Source organism: Chromobacterium subtsugae, from assembly GCF_001676875.1.
Lineage (GTDB): Bacteria > Pseudomonadota > Gammaproteobacteria > Burkholderiales > Chromobacteriaceae > Chromobacterium > Chromobacterium subtsugae.
Genome location: NZ_JYKA01000016.1, coordinates 12,382 through 35,958, shown reverse-complemented (window position 1 = coordinate 35,958; position 23,577 = coordinate 12,382). Strand labels below are relative to the sequence as shown.

At 63.3% G+C, this 23,577-nt stretch carries 23 protein-coding genes; 4 read left to right on the top strand and 19 right to left on the bottom strand.

Translation table 11 applies throughout. The features are described 5' to 3' along the window. Nucleotides 1-1,506, bottom strand: a complete 1,506-nt coding sequence (locus MY55_RS16910) for an MFS transporter (RefSeq protein ID WP_043580487.1) — start codon at nt 1,504-1,506, stop codon at nt 1-3. 87 nt (nt 1,507-1,593) lie between these two features. Here MY55_RS16910 and MY55_RS16905 point away from each other — a divergent pair, with 87 nt between their 5' ends. From MY55_RS16905 to MY55_RS16890, 4 genes are all read left to right on the top strand, one after another. Continuing rightward, nucleotides 1,594-2,553: a LysR family transcriptional regulator gene (locus MY55_RS16905; protein ID WP_047236504.1), complete on the top strand. Its 960-nt coding sequence runs from the start codon at nt 1,594-1,596 to the stop codon at nt 2,551-2,553. A 112-nt stretch (nt 2,554-2,665) separates the two neighbouring features. Continuing rightward, nucleotides 2,666-4,552 (top strand): methyl-accepting chemotaxis protein, encoded by a 1,887-nt coding sequence (locus MY55_RS16900; protein WP_047236503.1) that lies wholly within the window; start codon nt 2,666-2,668, stop codon nt 4,550-4,552. A 308-nt stretch (nt 4,553-4,860) separates the two neighbouring features. Beyond that, nucleotides 4,861-6,744, top strand: a complete 1,884-nt coding sequence (locus MY55_RS16895; RefSeq protein ID WP_043580604.1) for a methyl-accepting chemotaxis protein — start codon at nt 4,861-4,863, stop codon at nt 6,742-6,744. A gap of 162 nt (nt 6,745-6,906) precedes the next feature. Beyond that, nucleotides 6,907-7,347: a hypothetical protein gene (locus tag MY55_RS16890; RefSeq protein ID WP_065202753.1), complete on the top strand. Its 441-nt coding sequence runs from the start codon at nt 6,907-6,909 to the stop codon at nt 7,345-7,347. A 3-nt stretch (nt 7,348-7,350) separates the two neighbouring features. Here MY55_RS16890 and MY55_RS16885 read toward each other — a convergent pair whose 3' ends face one another. From MY55_RS16885 to iscR, 18 genes are all read right to left on the bottom strand, one after another. Further along, complete coding sequence (locus MY55_RS16885; RefSeq protein ID WP_065202752.1) at nt 7,351-7,803, bottom strand: LEA/WHy family protein; 453 nt, start codon at nt 7,801-7,803, stop codon at nt 7,351-7,353. Between the two features lie 84 nt (nt 7,804-7,887). Beyond that, the gene (locus tag MY55_RS16880) at nt 7,888-8,163 is read right to left on the bottom strand and encodes a hypothetical protein (RefSeq protein WP_043580494.1); all 276 of its coding nucleotides are present in this window, start codon (nt 8,161-8,163) and stop codon (nt 7,888-7,890) included. Between the two features lie 125 nt (nt 8,164-8,288). Next, nucleotides 8,289-8,903: a uridine kinase gene (gene udk, locus MY55_RS16875; protein ID WP_043580607.1), complete on the bottom strand. Its 615-nt coding sequence runs from the start codon at nt 8,901-8,903 to the stop codon at nt 8,289-8,291. A 90-nt stretch (nt 8,904-8,993) separates the two neighbouring features. Further along, entirely contained in the window at nt 8,994-9,629 is a 636-nt protein-coding gene (locus tag MY55_RS16870; protein ID WP_047258560.1) for a glutathione S-transferase family protein, read from the bottom strand. 92 nt (nt 9,630-9,721) lie between these two features. Next, nucleotides 9,722-10,984: an ATP-grasp domain-containing protein gene (locus MY55_RS16865; protein WP_052258411.1), complete on the bottom strand. Its 1,263-nt coding sequence runs from the start codon at nt 10,982-10,984 to the stop codon at nt 9,722-9,724. Nucleotides 10,985-11,102: 118 nt separating this feature from the next. Beyond that, on the bottom strand, nt 11,103-12,680 hold the full coding sequence (locus MY55_RS16860; RefSeq protein ID WP_047236502.1) for an MBL fold metallo-hydrolase: 1,578 nt from the start codon (nt 12,678-12,680) through the stop codon (nt 11,103-11,105). Between the two features lie 111 nt (nt 12,681-12,791). Continuing rightward, entirely contained in the window at nt 12,792-13,685 is an 894-nt protein-coding gene (locus tag MY55_RS16855; RefSeq protein ID WP_076098360.1) for a DMT family transporter, read from the bottom strand. 53 nt (nt 13,686-13,738) lie between these two features. Beyond that, nucleotides 13,739-14,857, bottom strand: a complete 1,119-nt coding sequence (gene asd / locus MY55_RS16850; protein WP_043580501.1) for an aspartate-semialdehyde dehydrogenase — start codon at nt 14,855-14,857, stop codon at nt 13,739-13,741. A gap of 163 nt (nt 14,858-15,020) precedes the next feature. Continuing rightward, complete coding sequence (locus MY55_RS16845; protein WP_208856056.1) at nt 15,021-16,052, bottom strand: fatty acid desaturase family protein; 1,032 nt, start codon at nt 16,050-16,052, stop codon at nt 15,021-15,023. A gap of 215 nt (nt 16,053-16,267) precedes the next feature. Next, nucleotides 16,268-17,551 carry a type III PLP-dependent enzyme domain-containing protein gene (locus MY55_RS16840; protein ID WP_047243487.1) on the bottom strand — a complete coding sequence of 428 codons (1,284 nt, stop codon included), beginning with the start codon at nt 17,549-17,551 and terminating at the stop codon, nt 16,268-16,270. Nucleotides 17,552-17,856: 305 nt separating this feature from the next. Further along, entirely contained in the window at nt 17,857-18,051 is a 195-nt protein-coding gene (gene iscX, locus MY55_RS16835) for a Fe-S cluster assembly protein IscX (RefSeq protein ID WP_043580506.1), read from the bottom strand. 15 nt (nt 18,052-18,066) lie between these two features. After that, complete coding sequence (fdx, locus tag MY55_RS16830; protein ID WP_043580509.1) at nt 18,067-18,408, bottom strand: ISC system 2Fe-2S type ferredoxin; 342 nt, start codon at nt 18,406-18,408, stop codon at nt 18,067-18,069. Between the two features lie 12 nt (nt 18,409-18,420). Next, a complete protein-coding gene (hscA, locus tag MY55_RS16825; RefSeq protein ID WP_043580511.1) occupies nt 18,421-20,280 on the bottom strand; it encodes a Fe-S protein assembly chaperone HscA in 1,860 nt (619 codons plus the stop codon). A gap of 48 nt (nt 20,281-20,328) precedes the next feature. Continuing rightward, complete coding sequence (hscB, locus tag MY55_RS16820) at nt 20,329-20,856, bottom strand: Fe-S protein assembly co-chaperone HscB (RefSeq protein WP_043580513.1); 528 nt, start codon at nt 20,854-20,856, stop codon at nt 20,329-20,331. A gap of 95 nt (nt 20,857-20,951) precedes the next feature. Further along, entirely contained in the window at nt 20,952-21,275 is a 324-nt protein-coding gene (iscA, locus tag MY55_RS16815; RefSeq protein WP_043580516.1) for an iron-sulfur cluster assembly protein IscA, read from the bottom strand. A gap of 14 nt (nt 21,276-21,289) precedes the next feature. Further along, entirely contained in the window at nt 21,290-21,673 is a 384-nt protein-coding gene (gene iscU / locus MY55_RS16810; RefSeq protein WP_043580517.1) for a Fe-S cluster assembly scaffold IscU, read from the bottom strand. Between the two features lie 60 nt (nt 21,674-21,733). After that, nucleotides 21,734-22,951, bottom strand: a complete 1,218-nt coding sequence (locus MY55_RS16805) for an IscS subfamily cysteine desulfurase (RefSeq protein WP_065202751.1) — start codon at nt 22,949-22,951, stop codon at nt 21,734-21,736. A gap of 30 nt (nt 22,952-22,981) precedes the next feature. After that, nucleotides 22,982-23,464 (bottom strand): Fe-S cluster assembly transcriptional regulator IscR, encoded by a 483-nt coding sequence (gene iscR / locus MY55_RS16800; protein ID WP_043580521.1) that lies wholly within the window; start codon nt 23,462-23,464, stop codon nt 22,982-22,984. Nucleotides 23,465-23,577 lie beyond the last annotated feature (113 nt).

Sequence of the window (23,577 nt, the reverse complement as noted above, 5' to 3'; positions counted from 1 at the left end):
TCACATCCGCTTGCGCAGGCAGGCGATGGCAGCGGCCAGGCCCAGCGCGATGCCGCTTTCCAGCCGGAAAAAGTCCAGGCAGGACAGCAGCGTGGCCTGCCGGGCGAGTTCGCCGGCCAGCACTCCCAAGCGTTGAGTATCGCTCAATTCGGGCATCAATTGTCGCATTTGATGCAAAACCTCGACAAACTGTGGCGTATTCCAAGAAAAATTCTCGCCCAGCCGGCTGTAGTGCAGCGCGTTGCGCGCCTGCAGGAACACGGTGGCCAGCGCCACGCCGGCGGAGATGGACACCTGGCGCACGATGTTCTTGGTTTGATACGCGTGGCCGAAGGCGGCCGGCGCGATGTCGCGGAACGCGCGTTGCGCGGTGGCCATGATGAACAGCGACATGAAGCCGCCGTTGAGCAGCAGCGTCAATGTCAGCCGCAGCTGGCTGGCTTCGGCGTTCAGCGCGCTCATCCGCCAGCCGTACAGCGCCAGCAACAGGCAGCCGCACAGCATGGCGGCGGCGAGGCTGGGCGGGCGGCGCGAGCGCAGCAGGACGGCGTACAGCAGGGACGCGGCCATGCCGGCGAAGAAGCTGACGGCCAGCAGCGCGCCGCTGGTCGGCACGTCGAAGCCCAGCGCCTGGATGGCCACCGCCGGCAGGATGTAGCTATTGGCCGAAACCAGCAGGTAGCAGCAGGCGTAGCAAAACAGACCCAGCAGGTAGCCCGGCTGCTTCAGCGCCCGCCAGCGCTCGCGGTCGCTGGCGCCGCCGGGATGGCGCAGGCGCAGGGCGGCGCAGCAAGCCAGCGCGGCCGCCAGCAAACCCAGCAGCCATTGCGGATGGCCGAACAGCTGGTAGGGCAGTTGCTGGATCAGCCACTGCAGCAGAAAGGCCGCAGCCACCAGCCAGATGAAAGCCGCGGGGTGATAGCGCGGCGCTTGCGGCGCCGGCGGGCGCAGGGGCAGTTGCCGCGCCGCCCACCAGGCGGCCGGCAGGCAGGGCAGGATGGCCCAGAAGATGCCGCGCCAGCTGCCGGCGCGCAATATCATGCCGCCCAGCAGCGGCCCCAGCGCCGAGCCGAGCAATAGCGCCTGGCCGAAGGCCACCAGCCCGGCCGCGCGCCAGGCCGGGGGCAGCTGGGCAGCCTCCAGCCTGGCGGCGGTGAAGAAGGCCGCGCCGCCCAGGCCCTGCACTGCCCGCCCGGCGATGAAGGCGGCCGGAGTCTGGGCATTGGCGGCCAGGAGCGCGCCCAGGCCGAACAGCAGCAGGGAGATTTGCAGATGGCGGCGCGAGCCCAAGCGCTCGACGCACCATTGGTGGTTGAACAGCGCCACCACCGCGCACAGCGCGTAAGCCATGGCCGCCAGGCTGAACTCCTCCGGCCCGGCGCCGACGCCGCCCATCACGTGGGAGGAGGCGAAATTGAGCATGCCGTTCTGCAGGAATTCCAGCCAGGCGATCAGCATGATGGCGAGCAGCCGCGGCAGCGGGCGGGCGGAGGGGGCTTGGGACATGAAGGCGAATCCGGCGATGGGGATGCGCCCAGTGTAGAAAGCCCGATTTATTTAATAAAATCGATGTTTTTCATCTAAAATATTACTGTGAATAATATTGATGCGGTCCAGCTGCGCAAGCTGGACCTGAACAGCCTGGTGGCGCTGCATGCGCTGCTCAGTACCCGCAGCGTCAGCCAAAGCGCCGAGCGGCTATGCCTGGGCCAGCCGGCGGTCAGCCACATCCTCAAGCGTCTGCGCGCGCTGACCGGCGACGAACTGTTGTGCCGACATGGCCGGCGCATGGAGCTGACGCCGCTGGCGGAGGCCTTGCTGCCGCCGCTGGAGGCTTGGCTGGAGCAGGGGCAGCGGCTGTTGCGGCCGCAGGTTTTCGATCCGGCCGCGCTGCGGGCCGAATACCGGCTGGCGATGCCCGATTTGCTGGAGGCGGCCTTGCTGCCGGCGCTGATCGTCGCCCTGCAGGCGCAGGCGCCGGGATTGAGCCTGCAAGTGGTGGCGATGCCGGCCGGCGAGGTGGAAGACGCGCTGGAGCGGAGGCGGATAGACGGCGCGATAGGCTATTTTCCGCATGCCTCCGCGCGGCTGGGCCGGCAGGCGCTGTTCGTCAGCCGCTTCGTCTGTTTCTACCACGCCGCGCAAATCCGGATGCCGCAGACGCTGCGGGCCGAAGACTTGGCGCGGCCGCCGCACATCCATACTTCCTACGCCGGCGACAGCGCCAGCTTGGTGGATGATTATCTGAGCGGGCAGGGGCTGAAGCGGCGGGTGATCGCCTCCACCGCCAGCCTGTTGGCGATTCCGGCCGTCCTGGCGCAGCTGCCGGCGGTGGCGGTGCTGCCGGACCTGATCGCCGGGGTGTTGCGCAGGGGAGACAACGGCCTGGCCGCGCAGCGGCTGGCCGACGCCGAATTGCAGATCGGCATCGAGCACTTGTGGCATCCGCGCCGCAATGCCGATCCGCTGCAAAACTTCTTCAACGCGCTGGTGCGGGATCAATCCGCGCGGCTGGCCGAGCGCTGGCAGCAATCATTCGGCGATATTTTCTGAGTAATTTGATTTAAAGACCGCAATATTATTTAAATATAATGTTATTTTTAACGATGCATGTTGTTGGCTATGACGGATAATAGCCCTTTTATCAGCATCGGCTAATCATCTTATGCGCTCCATCCGACACAAGCTCATCTTGCTGACGGCGGTTTCCATCCTGGTCGCCACCCTAAGCGTCGCCATCATCGCCTGCCTGAATATCCGCAACCACGCTTACGACGAAGCCAAGCGCGAAGTCACCCAGGTGCTGCAACTGCAGGGCGGACTGGTATCGGAATGGCTGGGCGTGCGCAAAAGCCTGATCAGCGCCAGCCTGTCGAAGGCCGGCGATCCGCAGGCCAGCTACTATCTGCAACAGATCGCCAAGGGCGGCGGCTTCAACATCATCTACGCCGGCCATGGCGACAGCGGCGAGATGTTCTACTCTGTGCCGGGCCGGGTGAAGCCGAGCGCCGACTATCAGCCGGCGCAGCGCCCCTGGTATCAGCAGGCCAAGGCGCAGGGCGGGCTGATCGTCACCGATCCGTATAAGGATTCCGAGCCGGAAACCAAGGACAAGCTGGTGATCACCATCGCCGACAAGGCGCAGGGCCAGGAGATCGTGGTCGGCGGCGACATCCTGATCGACAAGCTGGTGAAGTCGGTGCTGGACATCAAGCTGGCCGGCGACGGCCATGCCTTCCTGCTGACCCGCCAGGGCAAGGTGATCGCCTATCCGAAGCCGGGCCAGGAGTTGAAGCCGGTGAGCGAGCTGATCCCGGCGCTGGACGACAACCGCTTCCAGCAATTGGTGGCCAGCGGCGATGTGACGCCGATGGAGATCGATGGCAAGACCTTCCTGGTGGACCTGCGCCAGGTGGAAGGCACCGATTGGGTGCTGGGCGTGGCCGCCGACGAAGACGCGGTGCTGGCGCCGGTGACCCAACTGATCTGGCTGATCGCCGGCGGCGTGGCGGTGGTGCTGCTGGTGCTGGTGGCGCTGAGCTCCGGCTACCTGACCCGCCTGCTGCGCGGCCTGATCCAGGTGCGCGACGCGATGCGTGAAATCTCGCAGGGCGAAGGCGACCTGACCCGCCGCATCGAGGTGCATGGCGAAGACGAAGTGGCGCAGACCGCCGAGGCCTTCAACCAGTTCGTCGGCCGCCTCAACGGCATGTTCCGCGAACTGCGCGGCGAGGCCGAGCAACTGGCGCACGGCGTGATCGAAGTGGGCGGCGCGGTGAAGCAGGTGGCCAACGATTCGCACCGGCTGGCCGACATCTCCAGCTCCAATGCCGCGGCGATCGAGGAAGTGACCGTCAGCATCTCGCACATCGCCGAAGCGACGCGCGAAACCGACACGCTGGCGCGCAACACCGGCGAGCATTCGCGCGAGAGCGCCGGCGACATGCAGCGCATCAGCAGCGAAATGGAGCAGACCAGCCAGGCGGTGGGCGAGCTGTCCGGCCTGCTGGCGTCGCTGGAGCAGCGTTCGCAGGAGATATCCAAAATCACCAATGTGATCAGCGACATCGCCGACCAGACCAATCTGCTGGCCTTGAACGCGGCGATCGAAGCGGCGCGCGCCGGCGAGCAGGGCCGCGGCTTCGCGGTGGTGGCCGACGAGGTGCGCAAGTTGGCCGAGCGCACCGGCAAGGCGACGGTGGAAATCAGCCAAATGGTGGAGAACATTCTGTCCGAAACCGGCAAGGCGGTGGGCAATATGCAGCGCACCGTGTCGGCAGTGGATACCAGCGTGGACCTGACCAGCCAGGCGCGCGGCCGCCTGATCGCCATCAGCGACGCGATGCAGCAGGTGATAGACAAGATCGGCGACGTCGCCTTGTCCACCAGCGAGCAGCACAACGCCACCACCGCGATGGCGCAAAGCACCGAATCCATCAATAACCAGATACTGGATTCCGACTCGGCGCTGCAAGGCGCGATGCAGACGCTGGAAGCGTTGAATCAGCTGGCGCGCAGCATGCAGGGCGCGTTTGGCCGCTTCAAGCTATAAAGACCAGGCAGGCGGATTTGCCGCGCCGGCTGCGGCCGGTGTGGCGAAAATGCCATGTCGGGTCACTATTATTGGTATGACAATCAGGCTGTTCGAGTATTTGTGTTTTAATCTATCGCGGTATTTGTAAGCGTTGTTTACAATCCCCCGGTCTAAAAACGCCAACTCGCCAAACGACAGTCTATCAAGCTCCAGGCATGGACTTGGCCCCCAGCGATGCGTGGGCGGTTTGCTGCGAAAAGGGCCTGGCGCACCGGCCCTGTTTCGCGCGCAGCGGGTTGGCAACAGTCGATGAGAAGCTGATTGCCATGAAATCCATCCGTAGCAAGATCGCCCTGCTGCTGGCGCTGGCCATCCTGGTGGCTACCTGCAGCACCGCCGTCAGCGCCTATTACAAATTCCGCGACAGCCTGTCCGACAGCGTGGATACCCAACTGGACCTGGCCATCACCGGCCAGCAGCGCTTCGTGTCGGCCTGGCTGGAACAGCGCCGGCAGATCATCTCCAGCGCCTTGCGCCACGGCAACGAAGCCGATCCCACTCTCTATCTGCAGCAGCTGGCCGAGGCCGGCGGCTACACCCAGCTCTTCGTCGGCGACGGCGACACCAAGGGCATGGTCTACTCCATTCCCGGCAAGCAAAAGCCGACGCCGGAGTACGATCCCGCTTCACGCGGCTGGTTCAAGATGGCCAAGGCCAGCGGCCAGACCATCGTCACCGCGCCTTACCAGCCGGCCAGCGCGTCGATCAAGGATCTGGTGATCACCATCGCCCAGGCGCTGCCGGGCGGCAACAAGGTGGTCGGCGGCGACATCGCCATCGGCCAGTTGGTGAAGTCGGTGCTGTCGGTATCGCTGCCGGGCAACGGCTTCGTGTTCCTGATGGGCAAGGATGGCAAGCTGATCGCCTACCCGAAGGCCGACACCGCGCTCAAGCCGCTGTCCGACCTGATGCCCGGCATGGACGCCGACCGCATCGGCAGCCTGCTGGACAAGCAGCAACTGGCGACGGTCGAGCTGGAGGGGAGCAGCCGGTTGCTGCGCCTCAGCTCGGTGGCCGGCAGCGACTGGGTGCTGGGCGTGGTGGTGGACCGCGAATTGCTGGACGCGCCGCTGCGCCAGATGATGGTGGACATGCTGCTGGCGCTGCTGGCGGTGCTGGCGCTGACCCAGCTGCTGGCAGGCGCCTATCTGCGCCGCCTGCTCAAGGGCCTGCTGCAGGTGCGCGACGCCTTGCGCGAGATCGCCCAGGGCGAAGGCGACCTGACCCGCCGCATCGAAGCGGCCGGCGACGACGAAGTGGCGCAAATGGCCGAAGCCTTCAACCAGTTCGTCGGCCGCCTGAACCGCCTGTTCCGCGAATTGCGCAGCGAGGCGGTGCAGCTGGCCGACGGCGTGATCGCGGTCGGCGGCGACGTGGAGCGGCTGGCTGAGGATTCCCACACGCTGGCCGACATTTCCAGCTCCAACGCGGCGGCGATCGAGCAGGTGACGGTGAGCATCTCGCACATCGCCGACGCCACCCGCGAAACCGACGAACTGGCGCGCGACACCGGCGCCAACTCCCAGGCCAGCGCCGAGGAGCTGCAGCGCATCAGCGGCGCGATGGCGCGCACCAGCCAGTCGGTGGGCGAACTATCCGGCTTGCTCGCGTCGCTGGAGCAACGCTCGCAGGAGATCTCCAAGATCACCGGCGTGATCAGCGACATCGCCGACCAGACCAATCTGCTAGCCTTGAACGCGGCGATCGAAGCGGCGCGCGCCGGCGAGCAGGGCCGCGGCTTCGCGGTGGTGGCCGACGAAGTGCGCAAGCTGGCCGAGCGCACCGGTTCGGCGACGGTGGAGATCGGCAAGATGGTGGAAAACATCCTGTCCGAAACCGGCAAGGCGGTGGGCAATATGAACAGCACCATCGGCGCGGTGGACAGCAGCGCCGCGCAGACCGAGGCGGCGCGAGAGCGGCTGGTGGACATCACCCGCGCGATGCGGCAGGTGGTGGAGAAGATCGGCGACGTGGCGCTGTCCACCGGCGAGCAGCATAACGCCACCACCGCGATGGCGCAGAGCACCGAATCCATCAACAACAAGATTCTGGATTCCGACGCCGCGCTGCAAAGCGCGCAGCAGACGCTGAAAACCCTGGACGGCGTGGCGCGCAGCATGCAGGAGGCCTTCAGCCGCTTCAAGCTGTAAGCGCTTGCCGATGTCTTGCCCAACCCCGCTGCCGTCAGGCGCGGGGTTTGGTTTTGGGCGGCGCCGTCGACGCCGGCGGCAGCGATGGCGGATTGCCGGCGCTGGCGTTTTCGCGCAACAGACGTGACAATGGCCGAATCTGCTAATCAGACGAGGCAAACGATGAAGAAGCTGTGCTTACCGCTGCTGGCTTTGCTGGCGGCCGGCTGCTCGATGATTCCCACCCAGCAGGGCTATGCGCAAAAGGTGTACCGCTGGCAAGGCCGCGACGTCAACGAACTGCTGGCCGAGTGGGGCGCGCCCAGCAACAGCCTGAAGATGCCCAACGGCAACACGCTGTATGCCTATGTCAAGGAAAGCACCCAGCAGCAGCCGCTGACCCAGAACACCCGCTACGAGCCCGGCACCAAGCTGAGCGTGACCGACAGCAACGGCCAGACCAAGGTGGTGGAAACCCCGGGCCGTTGGGTCAGCGACGGCGTCAGCGGCGGCGGCACCATTCACTACAAGTGCACCACCAATTTCGTGGTGGACAAGAAAACCCAGGAAGTGCTGAGCGTCAGCTTCGACGGCAACGACTGCGTGGCGTTGCCGCGCCAGTGAGGTTTAGCGGCCCCGGGCTGGCAGCTTCCATTCGCCCTTGTTGTCGAAGGGCAGGGTGGCCAGGCCGTTCAGGCCTTGCAGCTCGCCGCGGATTTGGTAATCCAGCTTGCCGTCGGGCAGCTTTTGCCAGTTGGCGAGCTGACGGATCCAGGCGGCCAGCGAGGTGTGAACCTGCAGCGGCACCAGGCTCTCGCCCTGGGCCGGCACGCTGAAGGCCTGGTTGCTGGCGCCGCCGCCCAGTTTTTCGCCGCCCAGCATAAGTTCGAAATTCAGCCCGCTGGCGCTGAGCGGTATCGGATTGGGGTTGCGGATGCGCAGGGTTACGGTGAAGTTCTGTTCGAATAGCGTGCTGTTGCCGGGTTCGATATTGCTGAGGCCGACTTGCGGCTTCTTCAGGCCCAGCGAGCCGCAGCCGGCCAGCAGCAACATCAGCAGGGTGGTGGCGATCCATTTCATGGCGGTATGTCCATCTTGAATGAGGCGATGCCGCATTTTACCGGCGCGGCGTGTGATTCTGTGTAAACGAAGTGTGCCGGATTGTCAGGCGGCATGCGCCCAAAAGAAACAGGCCATCTTGCGATGGCCTGTTTCTTTTGGGGCTTGGCGCGGCGAAAAAGCCTCGTCGGCGTCTTGGCCGGCGCGAGCCGCGAGCGGCGATGGCGGAAGATCGGCTTCCAGATTCCAGTCTTGATCCAGTTCGGCCCATAGCGCCTGTTTTTGCGATTGGCGCTGGCCGGAGCGGCTGCGGCCGTGGGCGCCGCCCTTTTTCAGGATGGCGGCGCAAGCCAGCGGATTGCGCGGTTTGATGGTGTGCATGTTTGTCTCGGTGTGGAAGCGCCGGATGGCGCGAGCGGCGATTGTCCGCCTGCGCGGCCCGCGGCGTCAATCGGGCAAGCAAAAAGCCGCCCTTGGGCGGCTTCATGGCTTGGCGCGCGGGGCCGTCACACCATCAGGCTGGCGACCTTGGTGGTGATGATGTCCACCGCCGGATCATTGGCGCCGTGCGGCAGGATCACGTCGGCGAAGCGCTTGGTCGGCTCGATGAACTGGTTGTGCATCGGGCGCACGGTAGACAGGTATTGCTCGATCACGTTTTCCATGGTGCGGCCGCGCTCGGCGATGTCGCGTTTCAGGCGGCGGATGAAGCGCACGTCGGAATCGGTGTCGACGAAGATCTTCAGCGACATCATTTCGCGCAGCGCGGCGTCGTACAGCGGGAACAAGCCTTCGATCACGATCACCGGCGCCGGCTGCACGGTGATGGTCTGGTCGGAGCGGGTGTGGTTGGCGAAGTCGTACACCGGCATCTCGATGGCGCGGCCGTTGCGCAGATCGTCGATGTGCGAGATCAAGAGCGGCCAGTCGAAGGCTTGCGGATGGTCGTAGTTGGTGCCGAGCCGTTGTTCGAAGGTCAGGTGGCTCTGGTCGCGATAGTAGTAATCCTGGATGATCACCGCCGCCATCTCGGAACCAATGGTTTCCAGCACCTTGTTGGTAACCGTGGTTTTGCCGCTGCCGCTGCCTCCGGCCACGCCAATGATGAAGGGGGTGCTCATGTCGGATTCCTCGGTGTAATGAAAAAATAAAAAACGCGCCATTCTAATGACTTATGGCGCGTTGTTCCACTCGATTTGCGACAGAATTGACTAAGCTTGCCGCTGCCTTTCCTGGCGGGCAGCCCGATACCATTCCTGCATGGCGGGCAGCGACAGGATATGGCGGACGTAGGCCTGCGATACCGGCGGCAGCTTGACGTTGTAGGTTTCGAAGCAGGTGCAGATCGGCGCGAAAAACGCGTCGGCGATGGAAAAGCGGCCGAACAGGAATTCGCCGTCAGCCACATGCCGCTGTCTATGCTCTTCCCAGAGCGACACGACGCGCGCGATGTCCGATTCCACCGCGGGCGAAGTTTCGTAGTCTATTTGCCTGAGCGAGATGTCCATCGACAAGGAATGCCGCAAAGCGGCGAATCCGGAGTGGATTTCCGCCATGATGGACCGGGCGACGGCGCGCAGCTTGCTATCGTCCGGCCATAAGCCGGCGGCGGGGAAACACTCTGCCAGGTATTCGCAGATCGCCAGCGAGTCCCAGACCCGCAGCTTGTCGTCGACCAGCACCGGCACCTTGCCGGCGGGGTTGGCGGCGAGAATGCGGGCCTTGCTGTCGGATAGGTAAAGATCGATCTGCTGTTCCTTGAACGGTTCGTCCAGCATTTTCAGCACCAGCCAGGGGCGCAGCGACCAGGGCGAGAAGTTCTTGTTGCCTATGACCAGCGTGAACATGTCCACCTCCGCAGGGCTATCCGGCCATTTGACGCCAATTCCCGGGCGGGAGCAAGAGGCGCGCCGGGCGGCCCCTTGCGCCAGATCATCGCCTAGGCAAACTGCAGATGCCGCGCGAGCAGATGCTGAATGTGCTGGTAGTCGGCCTGCAGCGTGGCCTGGTCGTCCGCGGCGAGGTGGACGATGCCCAGCGAGCTGCTCAGATCTATCGTTTTCGCCAGCGTATCGCCTACCTTGGGTTTCAGGTTGTAGTTCACCACGCTGGCGATCCGCGACAAATGTTCCGGGAAGTCGAATGCCGTCACGACGCCGGCCTGGCTGGACGACAGGAACAGCTGCAGCCCATGCTTGCGGATCTGGTAGCGCTGGCCGATGCGCTGCAGGAAGGCGTCCGGCCGCAGATAGCTTTCCAGGGTCAGCGTGATCTGGTCATGGCTCAGGCAAAGCTGGTTGAATTCCGGATCGACGCCGCCGCTGATGCGGGAAGCCACTTCCACCAGCACCGGCCCGTCCGGCGTGATGATGACCTCGGCGTGGGCGGGGCCATAGCGGATATCCAGCGCGTCCAGCACCGTGAAGACGTAGTCGCGCAGCAGCGCGTATTCTGCCGAGCCGCTGTCGATCAAGTGGTTTTTGTCGTAGATGTAGGCATAGCCGGAGATCCGGGTCTTTTCGGCAAACCAGATATCCGTTATCAGGTGCCGGCCGTCGCGGCTGACGGTGTTGACCATGTACTCCTTGCCTTGCAGGAAGCTTTGCACCAAGACCGCCTGGTTGATCAGGCCCATATTGTTCTCGGCGCCCATCACTTGATCGAAGGCGTGGGCCAGTTCCTGTTCGGAATGGCAGAAGAACACCCCGTTGGTGCCTGCGCTGTCCAGCGGTTTGAGCACCAGCGGCCATTGCTGGCCGCGGGAAAACGCCAGCGCCTCGTCTAGGCTGGCGGTGCGGCAATACGATGGCACCTTGACGCCGGCGGCGGACAGGACATCCGCCATGACCGATTTGTCGCGCCGCGCCAGGCTTTTCGCGATGCCGTTGCTGCGCAACTGGAAGCGATGGCTGAGCTGGTCCGCCAGCAGCACTCCGGGCTCCACGCCCGGCAGAATCTCCTGCAGTTCCGCATCCAGTTCCTGCGCCAGCTCCTCGATGCGCCGCGCGGTGGCGGCGAGGTCGCCGTGATGGATCAAGGCCGCATCGTAACGATCCAGCTCGGTGAGCTTCAGCCGCGGCAGCGGTTGGGGGGTGCCGAGCAGGTGCGCGCACAGATAGCCCTGCTGCTGCAAGTAGTGGCGGAAGTGGCGGGCGGGGCCATAGGCATCCACGATAATGACGAGTTTGTTGCGTTGAGGCATGGGCAACTCCTTATTGTTTTGTGGAAGTGCGGAAGCGTTTCCGTCGCGGCCGCGCAAAGCGTCCGTCAGCGAGCCAGGCCCGACCGGGCCCGGCGGGCCGCCGTGGCAGGTGAGGCCGTCAGGAGAACAGCCACTCGTCCTTGCCGAACAGGCGGCGTGAGTGCAGCCCGTTCTGCTGGTTTTGCCGGATGAAACGGTCCGACTCGATGATTTGCAGCGCTTCCGGGGAGTAATTGATGTTCATGATGTAGTTCAGCCAGGGCTCCTCTCCCATGGAGTAAACGTAGGCATGCTTGGCGCCTATGCTTTCGATGAGCGCGCTGGCTTTGGCGCAGTCGGAGCCGGACAGCGTGCGGCTGCGGGTGGCTTCCTTGTCATAGCTGCGGGTGATCAGCGGCCCGTACAGCCAGTGGATCGGGCCGCCGTCGCACTCCATGCCGATGAAGACGACTTCTATCTCGCCCAGCTTGCGGAACGAGCGGCGGTAGACATCGCCGTCGAAATTGTTCAAGTCCGCGCCGGCGAAGTAGGAGCGGCCATGCAGGCGGACGTTGTAAACCAGCTTGGTCTGGATATCCAGTTCGGCGTGCTCGCCGATGAACGGTATGGCGGTGATTTCGCCATGCGGCAGCGGCACCTGGTCCATTTCCTCCAGTTCGATCACATTGGCGAAGCCCATGTGCTGCAGGATGCGCTTCAGCGACGGATCGACCAGGTCGCCGCGGTTGTTGCGCGGCACCACGATGTTCTTCACGCGGTGGCGGATCTTGAGCAAGGTCTCGATGGAGAAATGGTCCTGGTGGGCATGCGTGATCAGCACGTAGTCGATCTGATCCGGCAGGTCGCTGTAAGTGAAGCGCTCGATCTCGGCCGGGTAGTCATAACTGATCAGCGGGTCGATCAGGATGGCGGTGTCCTTGCTCTCGATCAGCAAGCAGGCGTGGCCGTAATAGCGCACTCGCACGCCTTCGCCGTCGTAGCGCTTGTGGCGGGTGGCGATCGGCTCGGTGCTGAAAAAGCGCAGCAAGGAGTCCAGCTGGGAGGGATCGAGCTGCAGCTGGTCCAGCAGCGTCTGCCGCTCAATGCCGTGCTGGGTGGAGCGCTGGATGTCGTCGATGATGGACGAGGCGAACGGCAGCGGCAGAACGAGATTGTCCGCGGTTGACAGCACCGGCGTGCCGAGGATGAAAGGACGCCGGTCGGAGTGGATCTGGGAGAAGGCGATGGCCTGCGGCTGGGTGGAGTAATAGTCTTGCCACACCAGTGATTCGTAAAACTTCAGGCCAGGCTGGAAGTCGAGGTTGTATACCAGCTCCAGCAGGCCCTTGACTGCCGGCTGCAGCGAGTCGTACAGCGGCTCCAGGGTTTTCCCGGCGGGCTCCAGCACTTTTTGCGACGCGTCTTCGATGCCTTCCGCCAGCGCGATCAGGTCCTGGCATTCGTCCAGGGTCTTGTTCAGCAAGCGCTCCACATCGCGGGCAAAGGAGCCGTCCAGCTGCACGACTGGGCCGCCTTCGAATTTCTGGTTCTTGACCTGAGGCTTGCTGCCGGTTTCGACAAAGCGCTGCATGATGCGCAGATGGCGGTTTTTGATGTGCATGGATGCGGTCAGCGGGCTCATCAGATGCGACCATGCGTGCCAGTTCCACAGCAAGGGTTCGAGGATGGTATTGGGCTTCAAATACAATTTCGACATTTACGGCATCCTTTGCGACGATAAGAGAATCATCCGGGGCCGCCGAGCCCGCATCGTCTTGACACTGCGGTCTGGCGAGTCGCCTGGCTTGGCGCCAGGCGTTCGGAACGGTCAGTTTTTCTGCATGGCCCAATAGGTGCCCAATGATACGAGCAGCCAGGTGGCCAGCGCGGCGCCGATGGCGGCGGCGGAAAGGGCGGCGATATTGCCATACAGTTGCATCAATACCACCAGCACCGGCATCAGCGGCGAGATGATGGCGACGCGCAGCGGATCCAGCTTCTTCAAAGCGATCTGCAGCAGGATCAACGGCACCACCACGAATACCAGCGTGGTTTGCAGGATGGAAACCGCCAGATCCTGATTGAGCGCCACCTGATGGCTGGAGAAACCGATGACGCCGGAAATCAGGATGGTGAAGTAAAAACGCATGCACATCACATCGATGATGCCGAAAGCATTCGACATGATTCTTTTGGTCAGGATGTTGTTGACCGAAGTGGCGATGCCGGAGAGCACGCAGCATAGCAGCGAGAGCGCGATTTGCTGGTGAGGCGTGCCAGGGATGCTGTTTTCGCCTTGCCAACTGCGGTAGGAAAGGAAAACGATCACCGCGAACAGGGCCAGGCTGGTGACCACCAGCTTGTCCGGCGAGCGCTGTTTGAGAAACAGGCGGGTAATCAGGGCGGTAGCCAACGGATTGATGCCGAGAATCATGGTGGCGACCAAGGTGGGCTGCAGATAGGTGAGCGGGTAGATCATCAAGCCCCAGCTGGCGAAGCTGCTCAGATTGATGGCCAGCACCGGGCCCTGCACGCGTTTTTCGCGGATGCGGCGCCAGAGGGATCCGAGATGGCGCGCGTTGTAGGACAGGAAAATGGCTGTCGCCAGCGCGAAAGTGAAAAAGCAGACGATGAAAGGACTCAGCCGCTGGCTGACTTCGCCGGTCAACAGCATCGAAAAGGCGGTAACCAGGCACCATCCGTAAGCAGCGAGGTATCCCATGAAGATAATGCTTCCTTAAGCGGGCGGCGCGGCAGGCGCCGCCCTGGTTGTCATCATGCGCGGCCGAGGAGGATGTTCAGCATGCGGCGCAGCGGCTCCGCTGCGCCCCACAGCAGCTGGTCGCCGACGGTGAGCACCGAATAGATAGGCTCTTGTCCAAGCGACATTTTCTTGTAGCGGCCGATGCCCACCTTGAGCGAACCGCTGATCGCGGCAGGGGTCAGCTGCGTGACGCTCTGCTGCTTGTTATTGGGCACGTAGCTGACGAACGGATGCGCGTCCTTCACCAGTGCGGCGAATTCCTGTTCATTGACCTCGCGCTTCAACTTCATGGTGATGGCCGCGCTGTGGCAGCGGATCACGCCGACGCGCACGCATAGGCCGTTGACCGGAATCGTGCCGGGCGCCAGGCCGAGAATCTTGTTGGTCTCCACCTCGCCCTTCCATTCCTCGCGGCTATTGCCGTCGCCAAGATCGCTGTCGATCCAGGGGATGATGCTGCCCATCAGCGGCGCTCCCAGCGCTTCGGTCGGGAGCTCCGGGCTGGAGATCAGTTCGCAGACGCGTTTGACCAGCGGCAGAATCGAATCCTGCTTCGTCAGGCCTTCCTGCTCCAGGCGAGAGCTGATGTAGCCGCTCTGGGCGATCAACTCGCGGACCTGTTTGGCGCCGGCGCCGGAGGCGGATTGATAGGTCATCAGGCTCATCCATTCGATCAAGTCGGCCTTGATCAGGCCGGCAAGGCCCATCAGGCTCAGCGTGATCGAACAGTTGCCGCCGACAAACAGTTTGAGGCCATCTTGAATGGCTTGGTCAATCTGCGGACGGTTGACCGGGTCGAGGATGATGCAGGAGTCTTTGTCCATGCGCAGCGCCGAGGCGGCGTCGATCCAGTAGCCTTGCCAGCCGCTGGCCTTGAGCTCCGGGTAGATTGCCTTGGTGTAGTCGCCGCCCTGGCAGGTGATGATGATGTCCATTTCCGCCAGCGATCGGATATCGTTGGCGTCCTTCAGCAGGTGGGTGGCGCCATGGATGGCGGGACCCGCGGCGCCGGCGTTGGATGTGCTGAAAAAGTGAGGATCAATGCCATGGAAATCGTTCTCTTCCTGCATGCGTTGCAGCAGGACCGAGCCGACCATGCCTCGCCAACCGACCAAACCAACTTTCTTCATGAGCCTGTTTCCATTCAAGTTAGGGTGTTGCGAATTATTCAACTCAACTTCTTATACCTCAGCACCCGATCGACTGTCATTAGTCATCGGGCGCCGGGCAAAGTTATTTATAAGAAATATTCATTGAGCCGAGTTGCATGATCGGCAACGCTAACCATCATCCTCATCTGGCCATGCAAGTCGCGTCGTAGCGGTGGCTGATTCGTCCGCGGATCACATCGCAATAAAACGCGAAGTACGAGGTTTCCACGACTTGCAATTGCGGCTTGATCAGCGCGTTCAGCTTTTTGACGTTGCACATGGGCACGCCTTGGTGAAAGTGATGGGCGGTGTGGGTGTGGTTGCCGTTCACGTACCAGGCGATGATGGGGTTGGTGCGGATGGTGCGGGTGTTTTCCAGCACATCGGGCGCGGTTTGGGTATTCAGCCCGTAGTGTTCGGGCATCTCGATCATGAAGTGGGCGCCTTCGGCGATGATCAGCGTCGGCAGCCACCAGGCCAGGGCGAATAGCCAGGTGTGGAAATGCAGCGAGGCGATCACGCTGGCAATGAAGGCCAGCGCGTAGATCAGATACTCCTGCTTGATGTGGCGTTGGGCTTCCTCTTTGGCGACCCCGGCTATCGGCTTGCCGGTCAGGGCGGCGGCCAGGATGTTGAATACGCGCTTGTAACGGTTCAAGTCGAAGAAGGCGATGGCGAAGCCGGTCAGCGAGTTGAGATCATTGAAGCGGTAGTCGAAGTGCTCCAGATTGCGTTCCGTGCCAAGGTAGGCATGGTGGCGCAGATGGTCGTAGCGGTAGTGCGAATGGGAGCTGAACATGAATACGCCGGCGAGAGCGCCGAACAGACGGTTGAGCTTCACCGACTTGAAGGCGTGGCAGTGCAGGCATTCGTGCTGCAGCTCGATCAGGTGGGCGTAAATCAGGCCGTTCAGGAAAAAGCCGCCAACCGCCGCCAGTATCGAAACGGTGGTGACGGGTGTGGTCAGCGCGTACCAGATGCCGTACCAGCCCAAGGCGATCAGGGCGAAGGCGAACAGGATTTTGGCGGTGAACAGGGCGGGGCGCTTAACGAAGTATTCGCGCGGCAGGTTGCGGCGCAAATCCTGGCCCTTGACCGGCGCGAGCTGCACATCGGTGCTGCCTTCCAAATCGCCGGCCAGAAGATCGTATGCGGTCGTATTCGTCGTACTCACATTTGCTCCTAAAGTGACAGCGTTTCCTGAACCTGAACTCTCCGCGAGGGAGTGGGGGAAACTGAGTTGGGCCATGCAAAACTAAGTTGCGGGTGTGAAACCGGATCCGCCGGGCAACAGTCTCCCCGCCGCCGGCGATGCCTGGCTTGCCGGCGGCTCATAGGCAAGCTTGGCGCTTGCCTGGAAAGGGAGGGGTTGTTGGCGGCTGGGCGGGCTCAACGCTCCAGAGGCAGGTCGCGCTCGTTCTGCGTCATCTGCTCCAGGGTCTGGCGTTCCCGAATCTTGTGATAACTGCCTTTGCCGGCGCGGCAGACCTCGGCGGCCTCCGGATAGGAGTTGAAATTTTTCACGCTCATGCTGGCGGCGTAGCCGCCGGTGCGTTCCACCACCAGATAGTCGTTGATTTCCGCGCGGGCCAGCGGCACCGGCGTGAAATCTTCCGTATTGCCCGCTACCGGCGTCAGGCTGTCTCCGGCGATGCAGCAGTGGCCGCAGACCATCTGCGGAGTGACGTCATGGGTTCCCAGCGAGCCATCCTTCTTGACCACGACCAATGGGTGCAGCGCGCCGTAGTAAGACGGGCGCATCAGTTCGGTGAGGCCGCCGTCAATCTTGATGAAGCGATAGCCATCGCCGCCGGTGTTGACCACGTCGATGACCCGGGTGATCAGTGAGCCGGCCAATGCCATGGCGAAGGTGCCGGGCTCCATTTCCAGATGCAGTTGGCGTCCGGTTTCGCGGTGGAACTGCTCCAGCGAAGCGCTGATGCGAGCGCCTACCGCGTGGTGATCGTATTGGGGGTCGCTGTTCAGCGCGGTGACCTTGTAGCCGCCGCCCAGGTTCAGATGGGTGACGCCAGGCGCGCGGGCGCATAGTTCCAGCGCGCGATTGACCGTTTTTTCCAGGATGCCGGAATCATGGCCGGAGCCGATGTGCAGGTGGATGCGCTTGATGGAAAGGGAATAACGCTCGGCCAGCGCGAGGGCTTCGTCAAACTGGGCGTACCACAGGCCGAAGCTGGAGTGGTCGCCTCCGCTGGTGAGCTTCTTGACCAGGCCGGAGCCAAAGCCCGGATTGATGCGCAGGGAAACCTGGCCGCCCGGGAATTTCTCGCCGTAAGCGCGCAGCTGCTGCAGCGAGCCGGCATCGAATTCCATCCCCGCTTCGCACAGTTCTTCCCAGCCTGCGGACACCTCCTGCGCCGTGATCAGGATTTTGCTCGCATCAATGCCGGCATTGACGCAGCGGCGGGCTTCCCACACCGAGCTGACATCGAACGAGGCGCCCAGCTGGTTGAAATAGGCCAGGATGGCGCGAGTCGGATTGGCCTTTACGGAATAGCGCACGGTAAGGCCGTACGGCGCCGGTATTTGGCTGAAGTAGTCGTAGTTTCTCTTGATGGTGTCCAGATCGTACACAAAAAGAGGCGTGCCATAGCGTTCTGCCAGATGAGGGATTTCTTCCGGCGACAAGAATTTCAATGCTTCAACTGTTTCCACAGAGGTTCTCCGCTTGCGTCACTATGAATTTGTCATTTTAGACAATGTTTGACATTGGTCAATCCAAATTAATATTTATTTTGGATTTTTTAGAGAGCGGATTCGGCGCGCAGGAGCGGAGCGCGAGCGCTGACGCTGCCGGAGGGCGGGGCGGGAGTCGGCTGACAGGAGAAACTTGGGTTGGTGGCGTGGCTGTGGCGCATTGCGCGATGCGGAAAGGGGAGTGTCGAGCGGGAAGGGAAGGCGCCGGCGCGAGCTATGGCTGGGGCGGGGAGCCCCGCTCGCGGCCGGTCAGGAGGATGGGATTATTCCGCCTCGTCTATCCAGGCTTGCTGGATGGCTTCCAGCACGCGTTCTCCGCCGCGGCTGTGGTCGTCATCGAAACCGGGCAGCTCCACCACCCAGTTGTGCAGGTCGACGAAGCGGACGGTTTTCGGGTCCACTTCCGGATGGGCATCGGCCAGCTCGATTGCGATGTCGTTGACGTCGGTCCATTTCATTGCGCGTCTCCTGGCTCAGTGATGTTCGCGGGCGTGGTTGATGGTGTAGCGCGGAATCTCGATCACCAGGTCCTCGTCGGCGACGATGGCCTGGCAGGACAGGCGCGACTGGGCTTCCAGGCCCCAGGCCTTGTCCAGCAAGTCTTCTTCCAGTTCGTCGGCCTCGTTCAGCGAGTTGCCGCCTTCGCGCACGATGCAGTGGCAGGTGGTGCAGGCGCAGGACATCTCACAGGCGTGCTCGATCTCGATGTCGTGGGCCAGCAGCACGTCGCAGATGCTCTGGCCGGTTTCGGCGTTGTCTATCACGGCGCCTTCCGGGCATAGGTCGGCGTGGGGCAGTACGATGATGCGCGGCATGGGGGCGTATCCTTACAAATCGGTAATCTTGTGGCCCTTCAGCGCGCGCTGGATATTGCGGTCCATGCGGCGGGCGGCGAAGGTTTCGGTGGCGTGGTTGAGCGCGGCGGTGGCCTCGTTGATGCGGCGGGTCACATTGCCGGCGATCGCCTGGGCGATGGCGGCGACCGCGGTTTCCACCTCGGCGCGCTCGGCGTCGGAGAGCAGGTCGCCGTCGGCGGCCAGCGCGTTGCGGGTGGCTTCCGCCAGGCTGTCGGCGTCGACGATGGCTTCGCGCAGCTTGCGCGCTTCGATGTCTTCCTGCACATGGCTCATCGATTCGGTCAGCATGCGGCTGATCTCGTCGTCGGACAGGCCGTAGGACGGCTTGACCTCGATGCTGGCCTCCACGCCGGAGGTTTGCTCGCGCGCGGTGACGGCCAAGAGGCCGTCGGCGTCCACCTGGAAAGTGATGCGGATGCGCGCAGCGCCCGCCACCATCGGCGGAATGCCGCTGAGCACGAATTTGGCCAGGCTGCGGCAGTCGGACACCAGTTCGCGCTCGCCCTGCAGCACGTGGATCGACATCGCGGTCTGGCCGTCCTTGAAGGTGGTGAAGTCCTGCGCGCGCGCCACCGGGATGGTGCTGTTGCGCGGGATGATCTTTTCGGTGAGGCCGCCCATGGTCTCGATGCCCAGCGACAGCGGCAGCACGTCGAGCAGCAGCCACTCGTCGTCCTGCTTGTTGCCGGCCAGCACATTGGCCTGGATGGCGGCGCCCAGCGCGACAACCTTGTCCGGGTCCAGATTGGTCAGCGGCGCGCGGCCGAAGAAGTCGGCGACGGCTTTTTGCACGTGCGGCATGCGGGTGGCGCCGCCCACCATCACCACGCCTTGAATGTCTTCGGGCGTGATCTTGGCGTCGCGCAGCGCCTTGCGCACCGGCAGCAGCGTCTTGTCCACCAGCGTTTTGGTGATGGCGTGCAAGGTGGCTTGGTCCAGTTCCAGATCCAGCGTCTGGCCGTCGGACAGTATCGCGGTGATGCGGGTGCCGGCGTGGTCGGTCAGCGCTTCCTTGGCTTCGCGGGCGCGGGTGTGCAGCAGGCGCATGTCGTGAGCGGACAGGCCGGACAGGCCGGCGCTTTCCAGCACCCAGCAGAACACGCGGTGGTCGAAGTCGTCGCCGCCCAGCGCGGAGTCGCCGCTGGTGGCCAGCACTTCGAACACGCCGCGGCTGAGCTTGAGAATGGACACGTCCAGCGTGCCGCCGCCCAAGTCGTACACCACATAAGTCCCTTCGCTGCCGTTGTCCAGGCCGTAGGCGATGGCGGCGGCGGTGGGTTCGTTCAACAGGCGCAACACGTTGAGGCCGGCCAGGCGGGCCGCGTCCTTGGTGGCCTGGCGCTGGGCGTCGTCGAAATAGGCGGGCACGGTGATCACCGCGCCGGTCAGCTCGCCGGCGAGGCTCGCTTCGGCGCGGACCTTCAGCGCGCGCAGGATGTCGGCCGACACTTCCACCGGGCTCTTCACGCCGGCGCGGGTGTGCAGTTGCACCATGCCGGGGGCGTCGACGAAGCGGTAGGGCAGGCTGCCGGCGTCTTTCAGGTCGGACAGGCCGCGGCCCATGAAGCGTTTGACCGAGACGATGGTGTTGTGCGGATCGCGGTTTTGTTCGCGCTGCGCCTCGTAGCCCACTTCCGGTTCGCCTTCGTCGACGTAGCGCACCACCGACGGCAGCAGGCTGCAGCCGTGCTCGTCCGGCAGCACGACGGCGGAGCCGCTTTTTACGGTGGCGACCAGCGAGTTGGTGGTGCCCAGGTCTATGCCCACGGCCAGACGGTGTTGATGGGGAGCGGCGGAGAGGCCGGGTTCGGCGATTTGCAGTAGAGCCATGTCGTGGTGGTCTTTGTGTCGTTGCTCAGGGCGGCGTCGCGGCCGGTTTCAGTCCAGCAGGCTTTCGATGGCGTCGCCGATTTCCTGGTCCAGCTTTTCCATGAATCGCAATTTTCGCACCAGAACCGTGGCGCCGTCCAAGTCGGCGCGGCTGTCCAGCGCCTGTGCCAGCGCCGCCTGCAGTGCATTGGCTTCGGCGCGCAGCCGGCTGGACAGCGCTTCCAGCCGGGCGAGGTCGCGGCGGGCATCGTCTATGTCTTCGCGCCACTCCATCTGGGCCATCAGGAAGTCGCCCGGCATTGCGGTATTGCTCTCTTCCTGGGTGTCCACGCCGGACAGTTGCAGCAGGTAGCGGGCGCGCGACAGCGGCGATTTCAGCGTGCGGTAAGCCTCGTTGACGCGGGTGGACAGCATCAGCGCGCTGCGCTTCTCGGCATCGGGGCTGGCGGCGTAGCGGTCGGGATGCACTTGGGCCGCGGCAGCGCGCCAGGCGTTGTCGAGCAGGGCGCTGTCGATGGCGAAGCGGCGCGGCAGGCCGAACAGGCTGAAGAAGTCTTGGCTGAAATCGGTGTTCATCAGGCTTCCAGAGAGGCAGGGGGCTGGGCGGCCGGCAAAAGCGCAAGGCGGAGGATGACGCGTGCCGCGCCAACGCTCCGCCCGGCCGCGAGGGGTCAGACGTTGAAGCTCTCGCCGCAACCGCACTCGTTCTTGACGTTGGGGTTGTGGAACTTGAAGCCCTCGTTCAGGCCTTCCTTGGCGTAGTCCAGCTCGGTGCCGTCCAGGTAGGCCAGGCTCTTGGCGTCGGTGAAGATCGAGACGCCGTGGCTGTCGAAGCGCACGTCGTCGTCGCTGGCGACATCGACGAATTCAAGCTTGTAGGCCATGCCGGAGCAGCCGGAGGTTTTCACGCCCAGGCGCACGCCCAGGCCTTTGCCGCGCTTGGCGATAAAGGCGCTGATGTGGGCGGCGGCGCGTTCGGAGAGAGTAAGTGCCATGACCGTTCCCCGGTTTACTTGCCGTGTTTCTGTTTATAGTCTTCCACCGCGGCCTTGATCGCGTCTTCGGCCAGGATGGAGCAGTGGATCTTCACCGGCGGCAGCGCCAGTTCTTCGGCGATGGCGGTGTTCTTGATGGTCAGCGCCTCGTCCAGCGACTTGCCCTTCACCCACTCAGTCACCAGCGACGAGGAGGCGATGGCGGAGCCACAGCCGTAGGTCTTGAACTTGGCGTCTTCGATCACGCCGTCCGCGCCCACCTTGATCTGCAGCTTCATCACGTCGCCGCAGGCCGGCGCGCCGACCATGCCGGTGCCGATGCTGTCGTCGCCTTTGTCGAAGGAACCCACGTTGCGCGGGTTCTCGTAGTGGTCCATTACCTTTTCGCTATATGCCATGTCTTTTCTCCTGCGGGCCGCGGCGGTTGGAGTTGCCGCGGCCGATAATCCGTTATCGGCTCAGTGGGCCGCCCATTGAACGCTATTCAGGTCCACGCCGTCCTTGAACATCTCCCACAGCGGCGACAGCTCGCGCAGCTTGCCGATCTTGGACTTCAGCAGGGCGATGGTGAAGTCGATCTCTTCCTCGGTGGTGAAGCGGCCCAGCGTGAAGCGGATCGAGCTGTGCGCCATCTCGTCGTTGCGTCCCAGCGCGCGCAGCACGTAGGACGGCTCCAGCGAGGCGGAGGTGCAGGCCGAGCCGCTGGACACGGCCAGATCCTTGATGGCCATGATCAGGCTCTCGCCTTCGACGAAGTTGAAGCTGACGTTGAGGTTGTGCGGCACGCGCTGGTCGATGTCGCCGTTGATGTAGACCTCTTCCATGTCCTTGATGCCGTTCCACAGGCGGTCGCGCAGCATGCGGATGCGTTCGCATTCGCCGTCCATTTCCTCGCGGGCGATGCGGAAAGCTTCGCCCATGCCGACGATCTGGTGGCTGGCCAGGGTGCCGGAGCGGAAGCCGCGCTCGTGGCCGCCGCCGTGCATCTGCGCTTCCAGGCGCACGCGCGGCTTGCGGCGCACGTACAGCGCGCCGATGCCCTTGGGGCCGTAAGCCTTGTGCGCGGACAGACTCATCAGGTCCACTTTCAGCGTGTTCAGGTCGATCTTGACCTTGCCCGGCGCCTGGGTGGCGTCGACGTGGAAGATGATGCCTTTTCCGCGGCAGATTTCGCCGATTTGCGGAATATCCTGGATCACGCCGATTTCATTGTTCACATACATCACCGACACCAGGATGGTGTCCGGGCGGATGGCGGCCTTGAAGGCCTCCAGGTCGAGCAGGCCGTTTTCCTGCACGTCCATATAGGTGACTTCGAAGCCCTGGCGCTCCAGTTCGCGACAGGTGTCCAGCACCGCCTTGTGTTCGGTCTTGACGGTGATGAGGTGCTTGCCCTTGCTCTTGTAGAACTGGGCGGCGCCCTTGATCGCCAGGTTGTCGGACTCGGTCGCGCCGGAGGTCCAGACGATTTCCTTGGGATCGGCGCCAATCAGCTTGGCCACTTCCGCGCGCGCGTTTTCCACCGCTTCCTCCGCTTCCCAGCCGAAGCTGTGGCTGCGCGAGGCGGGGTTGCCGAACTTCCCGGTCAGGTAGGGAATCATTTTTTCGGCGACGCGCGGGTCCACCGGCGTGGTGGCAGAGTAATCCAGATAGATCGGCAGCTTGGGCTGGCTCATTTGCATAATCTCCACAAGATTTCGGGGCGCTTACAGGGCTCGGCTGGCAGCGGCAAGGTGAGGGGTGCTACAGCTATCGCGCTTGTCCTGCACCACGCTGGTCTCCTTGGCGTGCTGCTCGGCGACCAGGCTGGCCAGGCTCACCTTGGAGAGGTAGTCGAATATGGTGACGTTGAGGTTGGTCCACAAGTCATGGGTCATGCAGCGCTGGCTGCCGCGGCAGTTTTCGCGTCCGCCGCACTGGGTGGCATCCACCGGTTCGTCCACGGCGACGATGATGTCGGCCACCGTGATTTCGTGCGTCTCCTTGGCCAGCGTGTAGCCACCGCCGGGACCGCGCACGCTGTCGACCAGCTCGGCGCGACGCAGCTTGCCGAACAGCTGCTCCAGATAGGACAGCGAGATGCTTTGGCGTTCGCTGATGCCGGCCAGCGTGACCGGGCCGCCTTCCTCGCGCATGGCGAGGTCCAGCATGGCTGTGACGGCAAAACGTCCTTTGGTGGTGAGGCGCATGATGTTTTTCGTTCCGGTGGGTGGTGGTACTGTACGGATTATACCCAATATCCGACTAAATTAGTCAAGTATTTGTCAGGCGCAACCGCCACCGCATGCCGCAAAGTCGAGCA